Annotated in this window: 13 protein-coding genes; 7 read left to right on the top strand and 6 right to left on the bottom strand. The window is 58.1% G+C overall.

The features are described 5' to 3' along the window. Positions 1–57 precede the first annotated feature (57 nt). Positions 58–1,089, top strand: a complete 1,032-nt coding sequence (locus ABF990_RS00435) for an isocitrate/isopropylmalate dehydrogenase family protein (protein ID WP_415499636.1) — start codon at positions 58–60, stop codon at positions 1,087–1,089. 125 nt (positions 1,090–1,214) lie between these two features. On the opposite strand, the gene ABF990_RS00430 is transcribed toward ABF990_RS00435, so the two are convergent. Next, positions 1,215–2,162 carry a glycosyltransferase family 2 protein gene (locus ABF990_RS00430; protein WP_415506456.1) on the bottom strand — a complete coding sequence of 316 codons (948 nt, stop codon included), beginning with the start codon at positions 2,160–2,162 and terminating at the stop codon, positions 1,215–1,217. Positions 2,163–2,342: 180 nt separating this feature from the next. On the opposite strand from ABF990_RS00430, the gene ABF990_RS00425 reads away from it, so the two are divergent. Next, positions 2,343–3,452 (top strand): acyltransferase family protein, encoded by a 1,110-nt coding sequence (locus tag ABF990_RS00425; RefSeq protein ID WP_415499638.1) that lies wholly within the window; start codon positions 2,343–2,345, stop codon positions 3,450–3,452. Positions 3,453–3,788: 336 nt separating this feature from the next. On the opposite strand, the gene ABF990_RS00420 is transcribed toward ABF990_RS00425, so the two are convergent. The 3 genes from ABF990_RS00420 to rpsD all read right to left on the bottom strand — a co-directional run bounded on the left by ABF990_RS00420 (position 3,789) and on the right by rpsD (position 7,874). Then, a complete protein-coding gene (locus ABF990_RS00420; RefSeq protein WP_415499639.1) occupies positions 3,789–5,369 on the bottom strand; it encodes a hypothetical protein in 1,581 nt (526 codons plus the stop codon). Between the two features lie 223 nt (positions 5,370–5,592). Then, on the bottom strand, positions 5,593–7,140 hold the full coding sequence (locus tag ABF990_RS00415) for a peptide chain release factor 3 (protein ID WP_415492386.1): 1,548 nt from the start codon (positions 7,138–7,140) through the stop codon (positions 5,593–5,595). Between the two features lie 116 nt (positions 7,141–7,256). Further along, entirely contained in the window at positions 7,257–7,874 is a 618-nt protein-coding gene (gene rpsD, locus ABF990_RS00410) for a 30S ribosomal protein S4 (RefSeq protein ID WP_207844686.1), read from the bottom strand. A 321-nt stretch (positions 7,875–8,195) separates the two neighbouring features. Here rpsD and ABF990_RS00405 point away from each other — a divergent pair, with 321 nt between their 5' ends. Next, positions 8,196–8,741, top strand: coding sequence for an HdeD family acid-resistance protein (locus tag ABF990_RS00405; protein WP_415492385.1), 546 nt, complete (start codon positions 8,196–8,198; stop codon positions 8,739–8,741). Positions 8,742–8,819: 78 nt separating this feature from the next. On the opposite strand, the gene ABF990_RS00400 is transcribed toward ABF990_RS00405, so the two are convergent. Then, complete coding sequence (locus tag ABF990_RS00400) at positions 8,820–11,435, bottom strand: cation:proton antiporter (protein WP_415492384.1); 2,616 nt, start codon at positions 11,433–11,435, stop codon at positions 8,820–8,822. A gap of 331 nt (positions 11,436–11,766) precedes the next feature. Between ABF990_RS00400 and fumC the strand changes: the two genes are divergently transcribed. The 4 genes from fumC to ABF990_RS00380 are packed head-to-tail and all read left to right on the top strand — an operon-like array spanning position 11,767 to position 15,511. After that, the gene (fumC, locus tag ABF990_RS00395) at positions 11,767–13,221 is read left to right on the top strand and encodes a class II fumarate hydratase (protein WP_415499641.1); all 1,455 of its coding nucleotides are present in this window, start codon (positions 11,767–11,769) and stop codon (positions 13,219–13,221) included. 44 nt (positions 13,222–13,265) lie between these two features. Next, on the top strand, positions 13,266–13,514 hold the full coding sequence (locus tag ABF990_RS00390; protein WP_415492382.1) for a hypothetical protein: 249 nt from the start codon (positions 13,266–13,268) through the stop codon (positions 13,512–13,514). Then, complete coding sequence (locus ABF990_RS00385) at positions 13,501–13,725, top strand: hypothetical protein (protein WP_415499642.1); 225 nt, start codon at positions 13,501–13,503, stop codon at positions 13,723–13,725. Before ABF990_RS00390 ends, ABF990_RS00385 begins: the two co-directional genes overlap by 14 nt. Beyond that, complete coding sequence (locus tag ABF990_RS00380; protein ID WP_415499643.1) at positions 13,712–15,511, top strand: ABC transporter substrate-binding protein; 1,800 nt, start codon at positions 13,712–13,714, stop codon at positions 15,509–15,511. The genes ABF990_RS00385 and ABF990_RS00380 overlap by 14 nt, the downstream gene beginning before the upstream one ends. 306 nt (positions 15,512–15,817) lie before the next feature. Here ABF990_RS00380 and pstS read toward each other — a convergent pair whose 3' ends face one another. Continuing rightward, positions 15,818–16,876, bottom strand: a complete 1,059-nt coding sequence (gene pstS, locus ABF990_RS00375) for a phosphate ABC transporter substrate-binding protein PstS (protein WP_415499649.1) — start codon at positions 16,874–16,876, stop codon at positions 15,818–15,820. Positions 16,877–16,888 lie beyond the last annotated feature (12 nt).

Genomic DNA, 16,888 nt, shown 5'->3' with positions numbered 1-16,888 from the left:
GCAACACGGGGCAAACAGGCGCAGAACAGGCAGCGAAGTGAAAGGGAGCTTCTCAGTATGACAGCAGATAGCAAGACCATTCCCGCCACGCTTATCGCCGGCGATGGCATCGGTCCCGAAATTGTTGAATCGGTCACCGAAATTCTGGATACCGTTTCCGCCCCGTTCGCATGGGACCCGCAGTTGGCCGGCATGGCAGGCGTAGATGCCGTGAACGACCCGCTGCCCAAGCAAACCATTGAAAGCATTCGCCGTACTGGTCTCGCCCTCAAAGGTCCTCTGACCACGCCTGTTGGTGGCGGCTTCAAATCCATCAACGTGACGCTGCGCCAGGAATTCGGCCTGTTCGCAAACCTGCGTCCGACCAAGACCATCGTGCCCGGTGGCAAGTTCGAGGATATCGACCTCGTTCTGTTCCGCGAAAACCTTGAAGGGTACTACGCGGCGATGGAGCATTACATTCCCGTGGGTGAAGACCCCAAGGGAATCGCCCTTAGCTCCGGGTTTACCTCGCGCGCGGAATGCCGCCGCATTGTCAAATACGCTTTTGAATATGCGCTCCAGAACAACCGCAAGACGGTTACGATCGTTCACAAGGCGAATATCCTCAAGCTGCTGACGGGCCTTTTCCTTGAGGAAGGCCGCAAGGTTGCCGAGGAATACAAAGGCCGCATCGCATTCAACGAACGCATCGTGGATGCCTGCGCCATGCAGCTTGTCATCAACCCCTGGCAGTTCGACGTCATTGTCACCACCAACCTGTTCGGTGACATCCTGTCCGACCTGACGGCCGGTCTGGTTGGCGGTCTGGGCATGGCACCGGGTGCGAATATCGGTGAAAAAGCCGCCGTGTTCGAAGCCGTGCACGGCTCCGCCCCTGACATTGCGGGCAAGGGCATTGCCAACCCGCTGGCCCTGCTGCTGGCAGCAGTGATGATGCTGCGCCATGTCGGCCGTGGCGACCTGGCCGACCGTATCGACTCTGCGATCGACAAGGTCATTACCAAGGGTACGGTCCGCACCAAGGACCTGGGCGGCAACGCCGGAACCAAGGACCTGACAGCCGCGCTGAAACAGGCTCTGGTCTGATCCCTGCCCGGCTACAACCCAGCCGGACAGACCAAAGGGGGCCCACGCGGCCCCCTTTGACGTTTGTCGACACGGGCTTTTCATGAACCTGAAACCGCCTGGTTTCTGCCCCCAGTCCAGGCCTTTTAGGGGCGAGGTGGACCCGGCAAAGCGAGATAGACCAGACGCTTGGCCTCCCGTCGGCCCAAAGCGACACTGTCCAGAATCAGCCCGCACACAAACGAAAGCGCGGCAAGCATGACAAGGCCTGTCGCCAGCAGTGCGGTTGGCAGGCGCGGGACCATGCCTGTGCGGAAAAACTCCAGTACAACAGGCGTGCCCAGACCAAGCCCGCACAGCAGGATAATGGCGCCAATAACGCAAAAAAACAGCAATGGGCGTTCCTGCTTCACCAGATTGACTATCATCCGCAGAATTCGGAACCCGTCGCTATATGTCCTAAGCTTTGAACTGGAACCCGGGGGGCGTTCAACATAGCTTGTGGCGACTTCACCGATCGGCATTGCCAGTTCCAGCGCATGAACCGTCATCTCCGTTTCCGTCTCGAAACCGGACGACAATGCGGGGAAGGATTTTACAAATCGGCGCGAAAAAACACGATATCCCGATAACATGTCCGATAACCGACGCCCGAACACACTGGTGACAAGCCCGGTCAAGACGCGATTGCCCAGAACATGTCCGCGCCGATATGCTGCCTCGCGATCGGTCACGCGCGCACCATTGACCATGTCCAGCCCCTGTTCGTAGGCCTGCTTCACCATTTCCGGCGCGGCGGATGCATCATACGTCGCATCGCCATCGACCAGAACATAGAAATCGGCCTCGATATCGGCGAACATGCGCCGGATAACATGCCCCTTACCCTGCAGGGGCTCAGACCGCACAACCGCACCGGCCTCGCGCGCGACAGCGACCGTACGGTCTGAGGAGTTATTGTCGTAAACGTAAATAGACGCATCGGGCAGCGCAGCACGAAACTGTCGAATAACGGATGGAATAGCCACTTCTTCATTATAACACGGAATGAGAACAACGACTTGTAGGGATGCCGCTGCCGAAGAGGAAGGAATAGATTTCACGTATTATTACCGTTCACAAAATCACCAATGCCATCATGCCACTCTACCACGCCCGTCTGCGGTTACAAAAGACGGTGCCAACGATCTTCGGGCTTATTCGTCATACGGTTGCCAAGACGGATAAAATCTTTAGATTTCGACGAATTCCAGCCGCCTGTTCCGGAGTCACATGTGTCATCCCCGATTATAGAAAAAACAGACATTTCAGCGGTAAAATGGTCCTACAGTCCGGCACTGGATCAGTTGCGTTTTTTTGCTGCAGGACTCGTATGCCTGAATCACTATAGTGGCTTCAATAATATTCCCGACACCGATAATATTTTTCTACGCATTTTTTATCACATAGAAAAACAGGGATCCTTCGGCGTCTCTATTTTCCTGGTTTTGAGCGCCTTTCTCTTTACCATGAACTGTCGTGGCGGACGCAGGCCAATTCAGTACAGTGTCTTTATCAAGAAACGCATCGCCAGAATTTTTCCCATGTACATCATCATCATGCTCCTCCTCATGACGCAGATACGAGGAACATGGACGGTTCTCGATTTCCTGACGTTTCTTTTCATGCAGGTGAATACAGGAAACCCCATGACGGGCTTTGGTCACGCCTTTCTGCCAATCGGCCCCATATGGACCATTGGCGTAGAGTTTCAGTTTTACCTGATTTTCCCACTCCTTATTGCCGCACTTCCCACTACACGCCTGCCTCGCCTGATCTTATTTATATCCGTTTTTATTATACTTCGGGTTCTCTTGGGGCTCTGGTCTCTGGGCGCCGCATCTTACTATAACTGCTACCATACGCTGCTCGGACGCGCTGATCAGTTCATGATCGGGATCATCTGCGCGGAATTGTATATGCGATATGGCAACAGGATCAATAAAAACCAAGCTCTGTTAATATTGATTGCTACTCTATCCATCATTGTATTCTATATGCAGGTTTTCAACCCGATCTCTTATCCATTCAACGCTTTTTCCTTTACTCTAGAAGCATTGCTTTCGGGCGGAATTATTTGTTCTCTGCAAATTTTACGCGGTCTAAAAGGAATACTCGGCACTGGAATCGCAAACCTTGGAAAAATCAGCTATTCGTTTTACCTTCTCCATCTCCCTGTCGGCATTATTATCCTGTCTCACTTTGGAGACCGGATCCATTTTACGCATTTCGACCACACCCTAAAAACTCTTCTGCTCGTTATCCTTCCCGCCACGGGCCTCTCGATCCTGACTTATCACAGTATTGAAGTCCCCTTCATGCGCCTGGCATCCCGTAAAAACTGATCCCTATCGCGTTCGTAATCTGAACCTGCTTGCTGATGCCGCATCTCCCGGCCTCCTCATGCCGCGCATAAAGCCGGTATGAGAGGAAATGCGACTGCCACAACCTTGCCGCCGAAGCCATGACCATACGCCTGTTCGCAAAAGAGTCAGGCTGTCATGGCAGCCGATCATACCGACCGACATGTGCATCACGCACATGCAGGCGTTGTGTTTCCCTTCGCGGCAGATCTGGCTGACCGCAACGTCCTGAACGCCGCAATGTCAGCCATGACAATGCCACCCACACACTCTCTCCCGCAGGCTTATAGTGCGGATGGCTTTAAAAGACGTATATTATTATTCGTCGTTTTCTACACGGCAATAAAACTGCGTTCCCTTGACATTGGAAACCCTGACATCAAACGATTTACAGCTGGAAAAATCTATTTTTAACTTATAATAATCATGAAGTTTGCTGACAGCCCAGTTTTTCGACCAGCTATCATTCAGATCACTGAAGATGATGTATTTTTTTGAGTCATTTTTTGCAAACTCATAATATCTGTTCCAATACTGGAGTGTCCCAAAGTCAAACAACCCCCTGTTGATCTGTATCACATGTCCTTTCGGATCAATAATCGGCACGATCCAGGCTGAAAAATAACTTCCGGTAAATATAATATCTGCCTCTTTTATTTCCTGCGGAACGTTTCCGGAAAAATAGGGGAATGTGTATTGTCCACGGCCCCAGTTGGGAATACCTTTGGTGAAATTCAAAGACACTATAACCAACGTTAAAAACACTGCCACCGCGGCAGAACCGCGCGGAGCCGACCTTTGAACCGCGCAAATTTCACCGATCATGCAATATATCAATATCGGTGAAATAATATCTGTTGGAATAAAATACCTATAAACACCAAAATTATATTGCCACACATAAAAAGATACAAAGAAAAATACAATGAGATAATTAAGCTTTGTCCCTGCAAGAGATTTAATGCCACCTGACGTTATTTTGGATGACACATAGACCAGAAACAACACAAAGCAGATCAAAGCATTGATCAGGAATAATTTTGGGTCTTCCGCTACTCTATCAACATGATCTGCGAAATAAAACGGATATAAGATTTTTTCCAAACCGTGAAATTGAAAAAAACGCATGTCACGCGTCACGTTTCGGGCTGTCGACGCGTAGGGCGAATGGAATATATTATTAAAAAACGGGAAAAGAGGATTTTTAAAAGCCGCGTAAAGTTGATAATACCAGTACCCTGAAACAGCGATGACCGAAAATGCTGATGACACCAGAAAATAAAATGACGCTCTGATTCTGGCTTTGGAAAAAACCAAAATCATAGCCCATATTGTTATAATATATGTTGCTGCTGTTAATTTAAGACCAAACGAAATACCAACCAACAACCCTGAATAAATTACAAACCTGAATTCGAGCGTGTCAAAATATTTCAACAGAAGGTAGAGTGACCATAAAATGGGGATCGATATAATATTATCGTTTATCGACGTTCCCAACTCTCCTAAAAAAAACGACGACCCAAAGCAGCATATAAAAAATACCAGTAAAGACGCAGGTTTATTTTTGATAAAATAGCGGGATAGAAAGTATATTGGGTACGCAATAAGACCTTGAATAAAACCAAAAACAAATGCCGCCAATCTTGGCCTCAGATGTGTGATGACTTCATAATTGAATGTATCCAGATATGGGTTGAAGTAGCTATGCGCACCTGCAGGACCGATATCATACAACATCCTGTTATTTAAATAAGCGTAGGCATTATATAAATGATAGTTCCAGATATCTCCATTCATATCCTGACCCAAAAATAGAGATATCAGTCCCATAACAACGGCAACAATCAGAGGGAGAATATTTTTCCCCTCCAAGTTTAATATTGTTTTTTTTATCATACTTGTCTTCCGGGTCAGGAAAAAATAGGGGCATGTCCACCCCCTGTAGCAGCCTGCCCGACTTCCGGGCAAGTCGGGGAATCACCCACAAACCACGACGACTTCAGTCTGGATGCCTCATTCATTGCGCCCCCAGTTTCAGGTGCGCCAGAGGTCAACTGGCCGTTATCCTGTTCGCCCACAAGACCGCCAGCCGCCTGTTTGCTGAGAAAGCCAGCGGCGCTTACCCGACCCCGATCCCGATCTGCTTGATGTCGTGGAACTTGATATCGGGGTTCTGCTCTTCCGTACGGCGCATCATAAAGCCCGATGTCGCCAGGAACACGGGGTCATCGTCCAGATCGTCCGCCATGGCGGTACGGTTGGCCGTGGCAAACGCTTCGATCTTGGCGCGGGGGCCGGTAATCCAGCGGGCCAGAGAATAGGGTGTGGAATCAAAGCCGATCCCCACGCCATATTCGGCCTGCAGGCGGGCCTGCAACACGTCAAGCTGGAGCGTCCCCACAACACCCACAATGGGTGGCGCGCCATCCTGCGGGCGGAAAAGCTGCACCACGCCTTCCTCGGCCAGTTGCACCAGCGCCTGCTTGAGCTTCTTGGCCTTCATGGCGTCATCGAGCCGGACACGGCGCAGAATTTCGGGGGCAAAATGCGGCACACCCGTAAACTGGATATCTTCCCCCTCGGTCAGGGTATCCCCAATGCGCAGGGTGCCATGGTTGGGAATGCCCACGACATCTCCCGCGAAAGCTTCCTCCGCCAGGTGGCGGTCCTGGGCAAAAAAGAACTGGGGGGTGTGTACCGCAAAGCTCTTGCCCGTGCGGGTATGCCTGAGCTTCATGCCACGTGTCAGCCGCCCTGAGCATACACGGGCAAAGGCAATGCGGTCACGATGGTTGGGGTCCATGTTGGCCTGGATCTTGAAAACCAGCGCTGTCATGCCCGGCTCATCCGCCGTGACGGTGCGGTTTTCAGCCGCCTGCGCGCGGGGGGATGGCCCAAAGGCCACCAGCGCGTCCAGCAGGTCCGTCACCCCTATTTCCTTGATGGCGCTGCCGAAAAACACGGGGGTAAGGTGGCCCGCATCAAATGCCTCACGATCGAACTCCGGCAGGGCCGCCTGCGCCAGTTCCAGTTCCTCGCGCATCTGCTCAAGGCGCGGGTCGCTGTCTGCCAGCGGGGTCAGTGTGTTCAGCTTGGCGTTCAGAATATCGTAGGTGCCGATAAACGTGGCCGCCCGCCCGACGGGCCATGTGGCGGGTGCCGTGTCCAGCGCGAGGGATGAGGCAATTTCGTCCAGCAGGGCGAAGGGGTCCTGCGCCTCGCGGTCCATCTTGTTGATGAACGTCACAATGGGAATATCGCGCAGGCGGCAGATTTCGAACAGCTTGCGTGTCCGGTCCTCGATCCCCTTGGCGGCGTCGATCACCATTACGGCTGAATCCACGGCTGTCAGCGTGCGGTAGGTATCTTCGGAGAAGTCTTCATGGCCGGGTGTATCAAGCAGGTTGAACACGCAACCGCCGTAGTCGAACGTCATGACCGAACTGACAACCGAAATGCCACGGTCGCGCTCGATCGCCATCCAGTCCGAACGGGTGCGGCGGCGTTCGCCCTTGGCACGCACATTGCCGGCAAGCTGGATCGCCCCGCCTGCCCGCAGGATCCGTTCCGTCAGGGTCGTCTTACCGGCATCCGGGTGGGAAATGATCGCGAAAGTACGGCGACGGGCAATTTCCTTACCCAGTTCAGCGGCAACGGTATCAGACATGAAAAACCTGTTCGGAGACTACTGGCAGCAATAAACTGGCCTGAATAAAACGGCAAACGCCGGGTGGAGAGCAGTCCCTCCACCCGGCGCAGCATAAATCGAACCGGAGTTCCCGATTAACGGGAGTAGAATTCGACCACCAGGTTCGGTTCCATCTGCACCGGATACGGCACATCGGAAAGCTGCGGGCCACGCATAAACGTGCCCTTCATCTGGCGATGATCGACTTCCATGTATTCCGGCACGTCGCGTTCGGCGGACTGCGTCGCATCCAGCACGATAGCGAGCTGCTTGGACTTTTCACGCACCTCGATCACGTCACCATCCTTTACCAGGTAGGACGGCACGTTCAGCTTGCGGCCATTGACCAGAATGTGGCCGTGGCTGATGAACTGACGGGCGGCAAACGGGGTGATCGCGAACTTCATGCGGTAGATCACCGCATCCAGCCGACGCTCAAGCAGGTTGATCAGGTTTTCGGACGTATCGCCCTTGCGGCGCACGGCTTCCTGATAGTAGCGGCGGAACTGCTTTTCCGTGATGTTGCCGTAGTAGCCCTTGAGCTTCTGCTTGGCCATCAGCTGCACGGAGAAGTCGGAAGGCTTGCCCTTGCGGCGCTGGCCATGCTGGCCGGGGCCGTATTCGCGGCGGTTGACCGGGGACTTCGCACGGCCCCACAGGTTCACGCCAAGGCGACGGTTAATCTTGTATTTGCTCTCAAGGCGCTTGCTCATAAGGCGCTCTTTTCTCTCAACAGGCGGAAAACCGCAGGGTCTTCCGTCGTTACACCGGTAGTCTCCGTCCACCGTGGATCGGAGCGGGCGCACAACGCATTACCGGCGGATAACCCCGCCAGCCGTTCTGTCCTCATTCCCGGCAATGGTGGCAGCGTTTACGGAAATGCAGCCGTCCTGTCAAGAAAGCCGTGGCACCTCTCTTACCCGTGCCAGCGCGGAGCAGGCGTAACTTTTTCTTTCTCCTTATGGTGCCATACCGACTATGACTGATCCATGGCTCCGTGCCCGGATTTTGAATGACAGACAAGGATTACTCCCATGCCATCCGCCAATAAATGGGCCCTGTTCACCGGAATAGGGATTTTGCTTATTCTTCTGGGCTTTATTGCCGCAATCGATGCCGTTTTCGTCACCCTGGCCAGCACCATTTTCATCGGCGCGCTGCTGATCGTGGCCGGAATCATGCAGGGAGTTCATGCCTTTGCCGTGCGGGACTGGGGTGGGTTCCTGTTTTCCCTGCTTGGCGGGGCCCTGTATGTTGTTGCCGGCGTGGTGCTGATCAAGGAACCTGTGTCCGGGTCCGTCGCCCTGACGCTTTTTGCCGCCATCTGTTTTGTCGTGATCGGGGTTATCCGCGCGGTCATGGCGCTTCAGCACCGTGAACTCCAGGGCTGGGGGATTGTGCTGGGCAGCGGACTGATCAGCCTGCTTGTCGGGCTGTGCCTGTATTTCACCCTGCCCTGGTCCGCCTTGTGGCTGATCGGCACGTTCGTGGCCATTGAACTGATGGCAAGCGGCATTGGCTGGTTGCAGTTCGGGCTCGCGCTGCGCCGGATGGGCCGCGTCGGCTTCCCGCAGGCGTAGCAAAAGCCCGCACGCGCGGGGGCACGCAACGGCAGCCCCGTTGTTCCCCTGCGCTACCCCGCCCGAACGTCAGGGCTATTATTCTGTCTCAGCCTCGGTATCAGACGGCGTAAAGGCAAGGCGCTTGGGGTCTGTCGTCAGCAGCGCCTGCGCGGCCACACCGGGTTGCTCCACTGCCGGCGTCCTGCTGCGCGGCAGCAGGGATATGGGCCGCTCGCCATTCTCGCGCTGGCGCATATTGGCCTGGATATTGCGCAGCACCACCGGATAGTCCTCGACCAGACGGCGGAAGCGCGAGGCTTTAATGGCCATCAGGTGGCCGAACTGCACGGCCTTGACCGTGCCAGAACAGTGCCATTTTTCCACTGCTTCCTGCGCGCCGATCAGATCACCGGCACCGAACTGCACATCCGCCCCGGCAATATGGGCCTCCGCCAGACCCGCGCTTATGAAGTAGACATAGCGCATTCTCCGCCCCTTGCGGCAGATGACTTCCTGCGGGGCGACAAACCGCAGCGACGTGGTTGTGGCCAGGTCATGCAGTTCCGCCCCTGACAGGCCCTTGAACACCGTCGCGGTCTTGATCCGCTCCTCTATCCCGCTGCGCAGGTCGAAGCTCAGGCGCTTGTTCAGACGGTGGCGACGGCGCTCCAGGTCCTTGAGCAGTTCCCGGTTCAGTTCGTCGCTGATCAGGGATTCCGCCAGCAGGGTATCGTATTCCTCCCCTTCCACCCGCAGGGTGATCTGGCGGAAAATACGGTTCTCCAGCGCCTCGGCATAGCCATGGTAATGCAGGCGCAGCGTGGCCAGGGCTTCGTCCAGCAGCTTGCGCTGGCGCGACAGCACCTCCGCCACGATATCGCCAATACGGCTGCCCAGCGTGGGCTCCAGCCGTTCACGCATGAAGCGGGTCAGGGAAATCGAGACGAAATGCGCCACCATGAGCATTTCGAAGCGTTCGGCCATACACAGCATCAGCGGCTTGTCTATGCGCAGGTGGTTATGCACCCATTGCGCCGCCCTGAACCGCAGGGAGGGGCTGAGCCTGCGCCGCAAGGCGCGCACATAACCCAGACGCCCTTCAAGCCGTGCCCCGTCTATGGCGGACTCCGCCGAACGCAGCAGCGTTTCCATGACCCGGCGGGACAGGCCCTGCATGTAGAACAGGTCGAGCAGGAGGGAGCGTTCCTGACTGGCAATGGTAATCAGCGCCAGATTGACGCGCTGCGTGTCAGACAGGGCGCGGTCGAACTCGTTGGCGTCCTGCTCTTCCTCCGACCGGCGTTCAAGCTGGTCCAGCACCGGCCGTGTCGCATCGGAACAAAAACCGAGGTCGTTGCCCAGGGTCCGGGCACGGTCGCGCACATTGCCAAGGCCGATCCCCAGCACCTGGTGCCGCATGGCCTCATCAATGGGAGAAAGCTGGTCGAGCTTGAGGAACAGCACGAGCGAGCGCAACGTGGTGCCGTTGACCAGCAGCGTAATCAGCACGAAGCCGGTTGCAATAATCCCGATAAAATGGGCGATGGGCGTTGCGACATGTTCGTTCTCCGTCACGGCCAGAGCCAGCGCCAGCGTAATGGCCCCGCGCAGCCCGCCCCAGACCATGGTGACCTTGAACGGCGTAGGCACAGGGGGCGACAGCCGTGTAAGGGCAAGCAGGGGCAGCAGCCCGAACACCACCGCGGCACGGGCGACAAGCCCCGCTGCACTGGCGATCAGGATCAGCACCCAGTCCCACCGGGTCATGCCCACGAGCAGATGCGGCACCAGCATGGACGCCAGCACGAACACCAGAGACCCCGCCCAGAACACAAGCTGCTGCCAGAGCTGGTTGAGGAACAGCCAGGTCTGCGGCCGCACGGTCGACGGGCCATAGACAGACACGGTCAGCCCGGCCGCCGCCGTGGCCACCACGCCCGACACCCCCAGAAATTCGTCGGAGATAATGTACACGACGTAAGGCAGTGCGACTGTCAGCGTGATTTCGGCCGCCGAACTGCCAATGGCGGACATCATCGCCAGGGTCAGCCGCCCGCACACCACGCCCACAACCAGCGCACCAGCAAAAGATACGACAAAGGAAATCAGCGCATCGCCCGGGTGGATGGCGCGGTGCAGCGTGACCGACGGCAGCAGGATGGAGAAAATGGAAATTGCCGCCGCATCGTTCAGCAGCGCCTCCCCTTCCACCAGCCGGGTCAGACGGGTGGCCGCCCCGATATCTCGGAAAATGCCTGCCACGGCGGACGGGTCGGTCGTTGCGACAATCGAGCCCAGCAGCAGGCACACCACAAGGGGCATCTGCGCGAACGGCATCAGCGCAAAGCCGATCAGCGCGGTCGACAGCGCCACCGCCACCACGGCCAGCAGCAATACCGTGGCCGTTTCATGTGCAAGACGGCGAACGTCGATCGCCAACGCGCCCTGAAAGACCAGCGCGGGCAGGAAAATCAGCAGAAAGGCTTCGCTGTTGATGGGGAAGTCGAGCAGCGTTTCGGCAATACCGCTCAGGGCGGAGGCGTAGGAACTGCGCAACGCAAAATCGGCCAGAGAGCCGATGATAATGCCCACGACAGCCAGCAGCACGGTTTCGGACAACTCGATCTTGCGGGCAAGAGGCTGCACGGCGCTGACAACCACAAGGAGCAGTGCAATGACAAGCAGTATCGCAGCCAAACCCGTTACCGCCATGCCGTTTTACTCCCTGTTCGTGCGTCTTCCTGGTCTTGCAGGCATTTGGCCAATACCCGGATCGTGCGGTGTTAACGCCCGGGTACGGCAAAGACATGGCAAGCGGGCACCTTTTCTTATCTTTAGCAGAGCGTCGCCGACACTGCCACTTTTTGCAGGACACGCATCATGCCATGCGCGCAACGCACGCCATGCGGTCCGGATCGCCCGAACGTGACTGCGTTATCAGCCCCGCATGCCTGCCAAAGACAACCCGGCAGGCCCATGTCTGCAGAACATCATCTGTCAGCCCGCCGCATTCCGCCTGCTGGCACTGCCAAGGATTCCAAGCATGACCGACAGCACTGCACCCCGTATCACCCCCTGCCCCATCGGCATTGCAGCCCAGGGCACCCGTGCCGAACGGGATTCAATGGGGGCGATCGACGTGCCCGCCGACCGTTACTGGGGGGCGCAGACCCAGCGCAGTCTGGTCCATTTTTCCATCGGTACCGATCGCATGCCGCTGGCGCTGTACCACGCCTACGGGATCGTGAAAAAGGCGGCGGCACTGGTCAATGCGCGCGAAGGACGCATGCCGCAATGGAAAGCCGACCTGATCGCGCAGGTGGCGGACGATGTCACGGCAGGTCGGCTGGACGAGCATTTTCCCCTGTCCGTCTGGCAGACAGGTTCGGGCACCCAGACCAACATGAACATCAACGAGGTGATTGCAAACCGCGCTATCCAGCTTGCAGGCGGCGTTATCGGCTCGCAAACGCCCATCCACCCCAATGACGACGTGAATATGGGGCAGTCGAGCAACGATTCCTTCCCCACCGCCATGCATGTCGTCACCCTGCTTGAAATCGAGGACCGGCTGATCCCCCGTGTCGAGCAACTGATCGCAGCGCTGGACGCCAAGACGCAGGAATGGAAAAACGTGGTCAAGATCGGGCGGACCCACCTGCAGGACGCCGTTCCGCTGACGGTAGGGCAGGAATGGTCGGGCTGGGTGCATATGCTCCGCGACGCCCTGCATACGCTCAGAACCGCGCGGGAAGGTCTGTTCGAACTGGCGGCTGGTGGGACCGCCGTGGGCACCGGGCTGAATGCGCCGCCGGGCTTCAGCAAGGCCATAGCGGACAAGATCGCGGAACTGACGGGCCGCCCCTTCGTAACCGCACCCAACAAGTTCGCGGCCCTTGCCGGGCTGGACGCCATGGCCCGTGCATCCTCCGGGTTACGGGCACTGGCCATTGTGCTGATGAAGATCGCCAACGACACGCGCTGGCTGGCCTCCGGCCCCCGCTGCGGGCTGGGCGAATTGCTGCTGCCCGAGAACGAACCGGGCTCCTCCATCATGCCCGGCAAGGTCAACCCCACCCAGTGCGAGGCCATGGTCATGATCGCGACGCAGGTGCTGGGGCATGACAACACCGTCGCCTTCGCGGCAAGTCAGGGGCAACTGGACCTGAACGTGATGCGCCCGGTCATTCTGGCCAACTGCCTGCACAGCATCCGTATTCTGGCGGACGGGTGTCATAACTTCCGGGTCTTTTCGGTCGAAGGCACACAACTGAACGCCGCACGGATCGAACGCTACGTGAACGGCTCCGTCATGCTGGTCACAGCCCTGAGCCCGGCCATAGGGTACGACAAGGCCGCCAGCATCGCCCATATCGCCATGGAACATGACCTCAGCCTGAAAGACGCGGCCCTGAAGTCGGGCTACGTGGATGCGCCGACATTCGACCGGCTGGTCAACCCGCTCGACATGGTGGGCCATGGTGTGGGCGGAGCGTAAGGAACGCTCTTCCCGGTCAGGCGTATTGCGGGTATGCTGGAAGCATGAAAAACATGTTCCGTTTTCAGCCGGGGGCGCTGGTGCTGCTGGCTCTGGTCGGGGGCATTGCTGCCTGCGCGGACGACCCGCACCAGCAGTACTACCACCCGCACGCGCACCGTGGGCGGACAGCGCCGAGCTGGTATAGCCCGCCGACAACGCCCGAGCAGGGGAACCACCCCTATTCGCGCCGGAACACGGGTGCCGTGAACGGCGTGAATTATGGCGGAGCAGGCAACAATGCGGGATACTGACAAGGTCATCCGTATCGCGATTATCGCGGGCACCGCCATGGTCGGGATCATCATGCTGTGCAGCATGTACCAGAGCTTCAGCGCGCTCATGCTCGGCCAGATGCCTGGGCAGGCCCAGGAGCAGACGCGGGCGGTCTCCGTCACCCCCGCTGCGGGCCAGAACACCCCCCAGCCCCAGACGACGGCTCCTGACCGTCATGCCCCGAACTGAACGGCCGATAATACGCCGTAACAGGGCCACGGCCCGCACCCGCAATACAGCGCAGGCCGGTCCAGCCTTATGGCGCCGGTCCCGCCTGCCTGCGCTGCTTCTGTTCGTGTTCCTGGCAGGCAGCCTGACGCCACAACCGCTTCTGGCACAGCAGGCGGCACCGTCTGCCACAGCCCCCCAGCCGCCTGATAACCCGCACCGGGGGGGCACGCTCAGGCTGGTTGCCTCCACATCCGGCGGCACGCTCGATCCGCAGATCAACTATACGGGCGAATACATCAACCTGTTCGTAAACGTGTATGACGGGCTTGTCAGTTTCCGCAAAGCCACCGGGCAGGCCGGCACCGAAATCGTGCCAGATCTTGCACAGGACATTCCCACATCGCCCGATGGCGGGCTGACCTATACCTTTACCCTGCGCCCGGATATTCGTTTTTCCAACGGGCAGCCAGTGACAGTGTCGGACGTCGTAGCGTCTTTCAGGCGGATTTTCCGGGTGGGTTCACCCACCGCCGGGGCCTTTTACGGCGCCATTGCCGGGGCGGATGACTGCCTGCGCGCACCCGCCACCTGTACGCTCGCCCAAGGTCTTGTGGCCGATCCGGCCAACCGGACCGTGACATTCCACCTCGTGCGGCCCGACACCGAGTTCATGCACAAGCTGGCTTTCACGCATGCGGTCATCCTGCCAGCCGACAGCCCCGACCACGACACCGGCAATACCCCCCTGCCCGGCACCGGCCCCTACAAGCTCGACACATACGATCCCAACACCCGTCTGGACCTGAGCCGCAACCCGTATTTTCATGTCTGGAACCCCGACGCGCAGCCCGAAGGCCTGCCGGATCGCATAACCTACACATTCGGCATACCCGATGAAGCCGCCGTAACGGCCGTGGAAAACGGCCAGTATGACTGGATGGCCGACCCCGTACCGCTGGACCGGCTAGGCGAACTTGGCAGCCGCTATACGGCGCAAACCCATGTCATGCGCCACCCGGCCTTTTATGACCTGGTCATGAACATGCATGAAGCACCCTTTACCTCGCTCAAGGCGCGTCAGGCGGTCAATTACGCGCTCAACCGCAAGGCGCTCGTCATTCTGTTCGGCGGCCCCGGCATTGCCCGGCCTTTGTGCGACATGGTGCCGTCATCCCTGGAACTGGCCGGGTCACAGTGCTTCTACACCAAGGGCGCATCGCCCACGCAGCCTGCCGAACAGTGGCACGCCCCCGATCTGGAGACCGCGCGCCGCCTCGTGCGTGAGAGTGGAACGCTGGGCCAGAAAGTCACGCTGATTACAGGCAATACAAGCACTGAAATGGCCATGGGCAACTGGGCACGCGACATGCTCGATGCCATCGGCTACCATGCTGTGCTGCGCCCGCTGAATACCGGCCTGGCTTTTTCCTACATCCAGAACACCGACAACCATATGCAGATCGCCCTGACAAGCTGGGCGGCGGACTACCTGTCACCGTCCAATTTCCTGGATGCGCTGCTGGGCTGCGAGAATTTTCATCCTCATTCCGACAGTTCCATCAATATGCCCGGCTTTTGCGATGCCAGCGTCCAGAGCCTGATGGACAGGGCCAAGACCGACACCTCGCTCACCACCGCCCAGCGTAACGCCCTGTGGCAGCAGGCCAACATGCGGGTCATGGCATTGTCGCCCATTGCCCCCGCCTTCGAAACAGATGCGGTGATCCTGACATCGCCACGGGTGAAAAATTTCTTCTACACACCCGTCAACCGGCTGCTGTTCTCGCAGGTCTGGCTGCACTGATCTGGCTGCACTGAGCGGTTTATCCACAGAATCTGTGGATGAAATGCAGGACAACTCAAGGACGAAGCCGGGACAATACGGGAAGACTGCTTATACCCGCCCGGTTACTGCCGCCCCGTGACTGATACCGGGTGACCGATACCGGGGACAGGTAACGGGTAACGGGTAACGGGTAACGGATGACTGGCACCCCAATGCCTGATCGGCCATTACCGATCGCCCCGCTACTGGCCGCTCCGTGACTTGTGTGCGTGATTGACGATCAGGACTGACGCACAGGACCGGGTACCTGTTACTGAACGCTCCCTACGGACCGCCAAGGCGCTTGAGTACGCTCTCCCGCACAGACGGCGGAAGCGGCACGTAATCGAGTGCCCGTGACACGCCATCGCCCTGCGTTATCCCCCAGCGAAAGAACAGACGTGCGGCGTGGCCTTTGTTGTCGACCGTGGCCTGTGCGGGCAGCAGCACGTAGGTCGTGGTCACAATCGGCCAGCTTTCCGCCCCGTCCGTATCGCACAGGGATGCGGTCATGTCCGCGCTGTCCCACTGCGCGGCTTCCGCCGTCCGCATGAAACTGGTGACGGTGGGGGCAACAAACATACCCGCCCGGTTGCGCAACTGAACCAGCGCCAGATGATTACGAACGGCATAGGCGTATTCCACATAGCCGATACTGCCCGCCGTGTTGGTCACGTAGGCGGCAATGCCGTCATTCCCGCGCGCACCGGCCCCACCGGGCCATGCCACGGATGTGCCATGCCCCACAGCCTCGTGCCAGTGGGGTGAAACCCGGCTCAGATAATCCGTGAAAACATATGTCGTGCCCGAACCGTCCGCCCGGTGCAGCGGGGCAATGGGCATGTCAGGCAGTGCAAGGCCCGGATTGACCTCGGCCACGCGCGGGTCGTTCCACTGGGTGATGACGCCTGCGAAAATATCGGCCAGCAGCGGGCCAGTCAGCTTGAGATCGCTGCCCACAATACCGGGGATATTGGCCGTAATCACCACCCCGCCAATAGCCGTGGGAAACTGGATGAGCCTGCCCGACACAAGACGTTCATGCGCCATGGGGGCATCCGACGCACCAAAGTCGACCGTGCCGGCCAGAACCTGGTTCTGCCCCGCGCCCGAGCCAATGCTCTGGTAATTGACATGCACGCCGATTTTGTCCGCAGCCTTGGCCGACCAGCCTTCGTAAAGCGGTGCGGCAAAGCTTGATCCGGCCCCGGTTACGTCCACCCGTGTCGCGTCGTCCTCCGCGCGGCCAGAACCGGGCAGCGCCATGGCCACCGTGCCCAGCAGGACTGCCAGCCAGACTTTTGCCCCGCCCGCCCTGGCCGTGCGATGTGTGTGCTCCATCATCGTGCTCCCTCT

This window comes from Acetobacter sp. (assembly GCF_047723915.1).
Classification (GTDB): Bacteria; Pseudomonadota; Alphaproteobacteria; order Acetobacterales; family Acetobacteraceae; genus Acetobacter.
The sequence above is the reverse complement of the archived record's forward strand: the minus strand, read 5'-3'. Positions and strand labels throughout refer to the sequence as shown.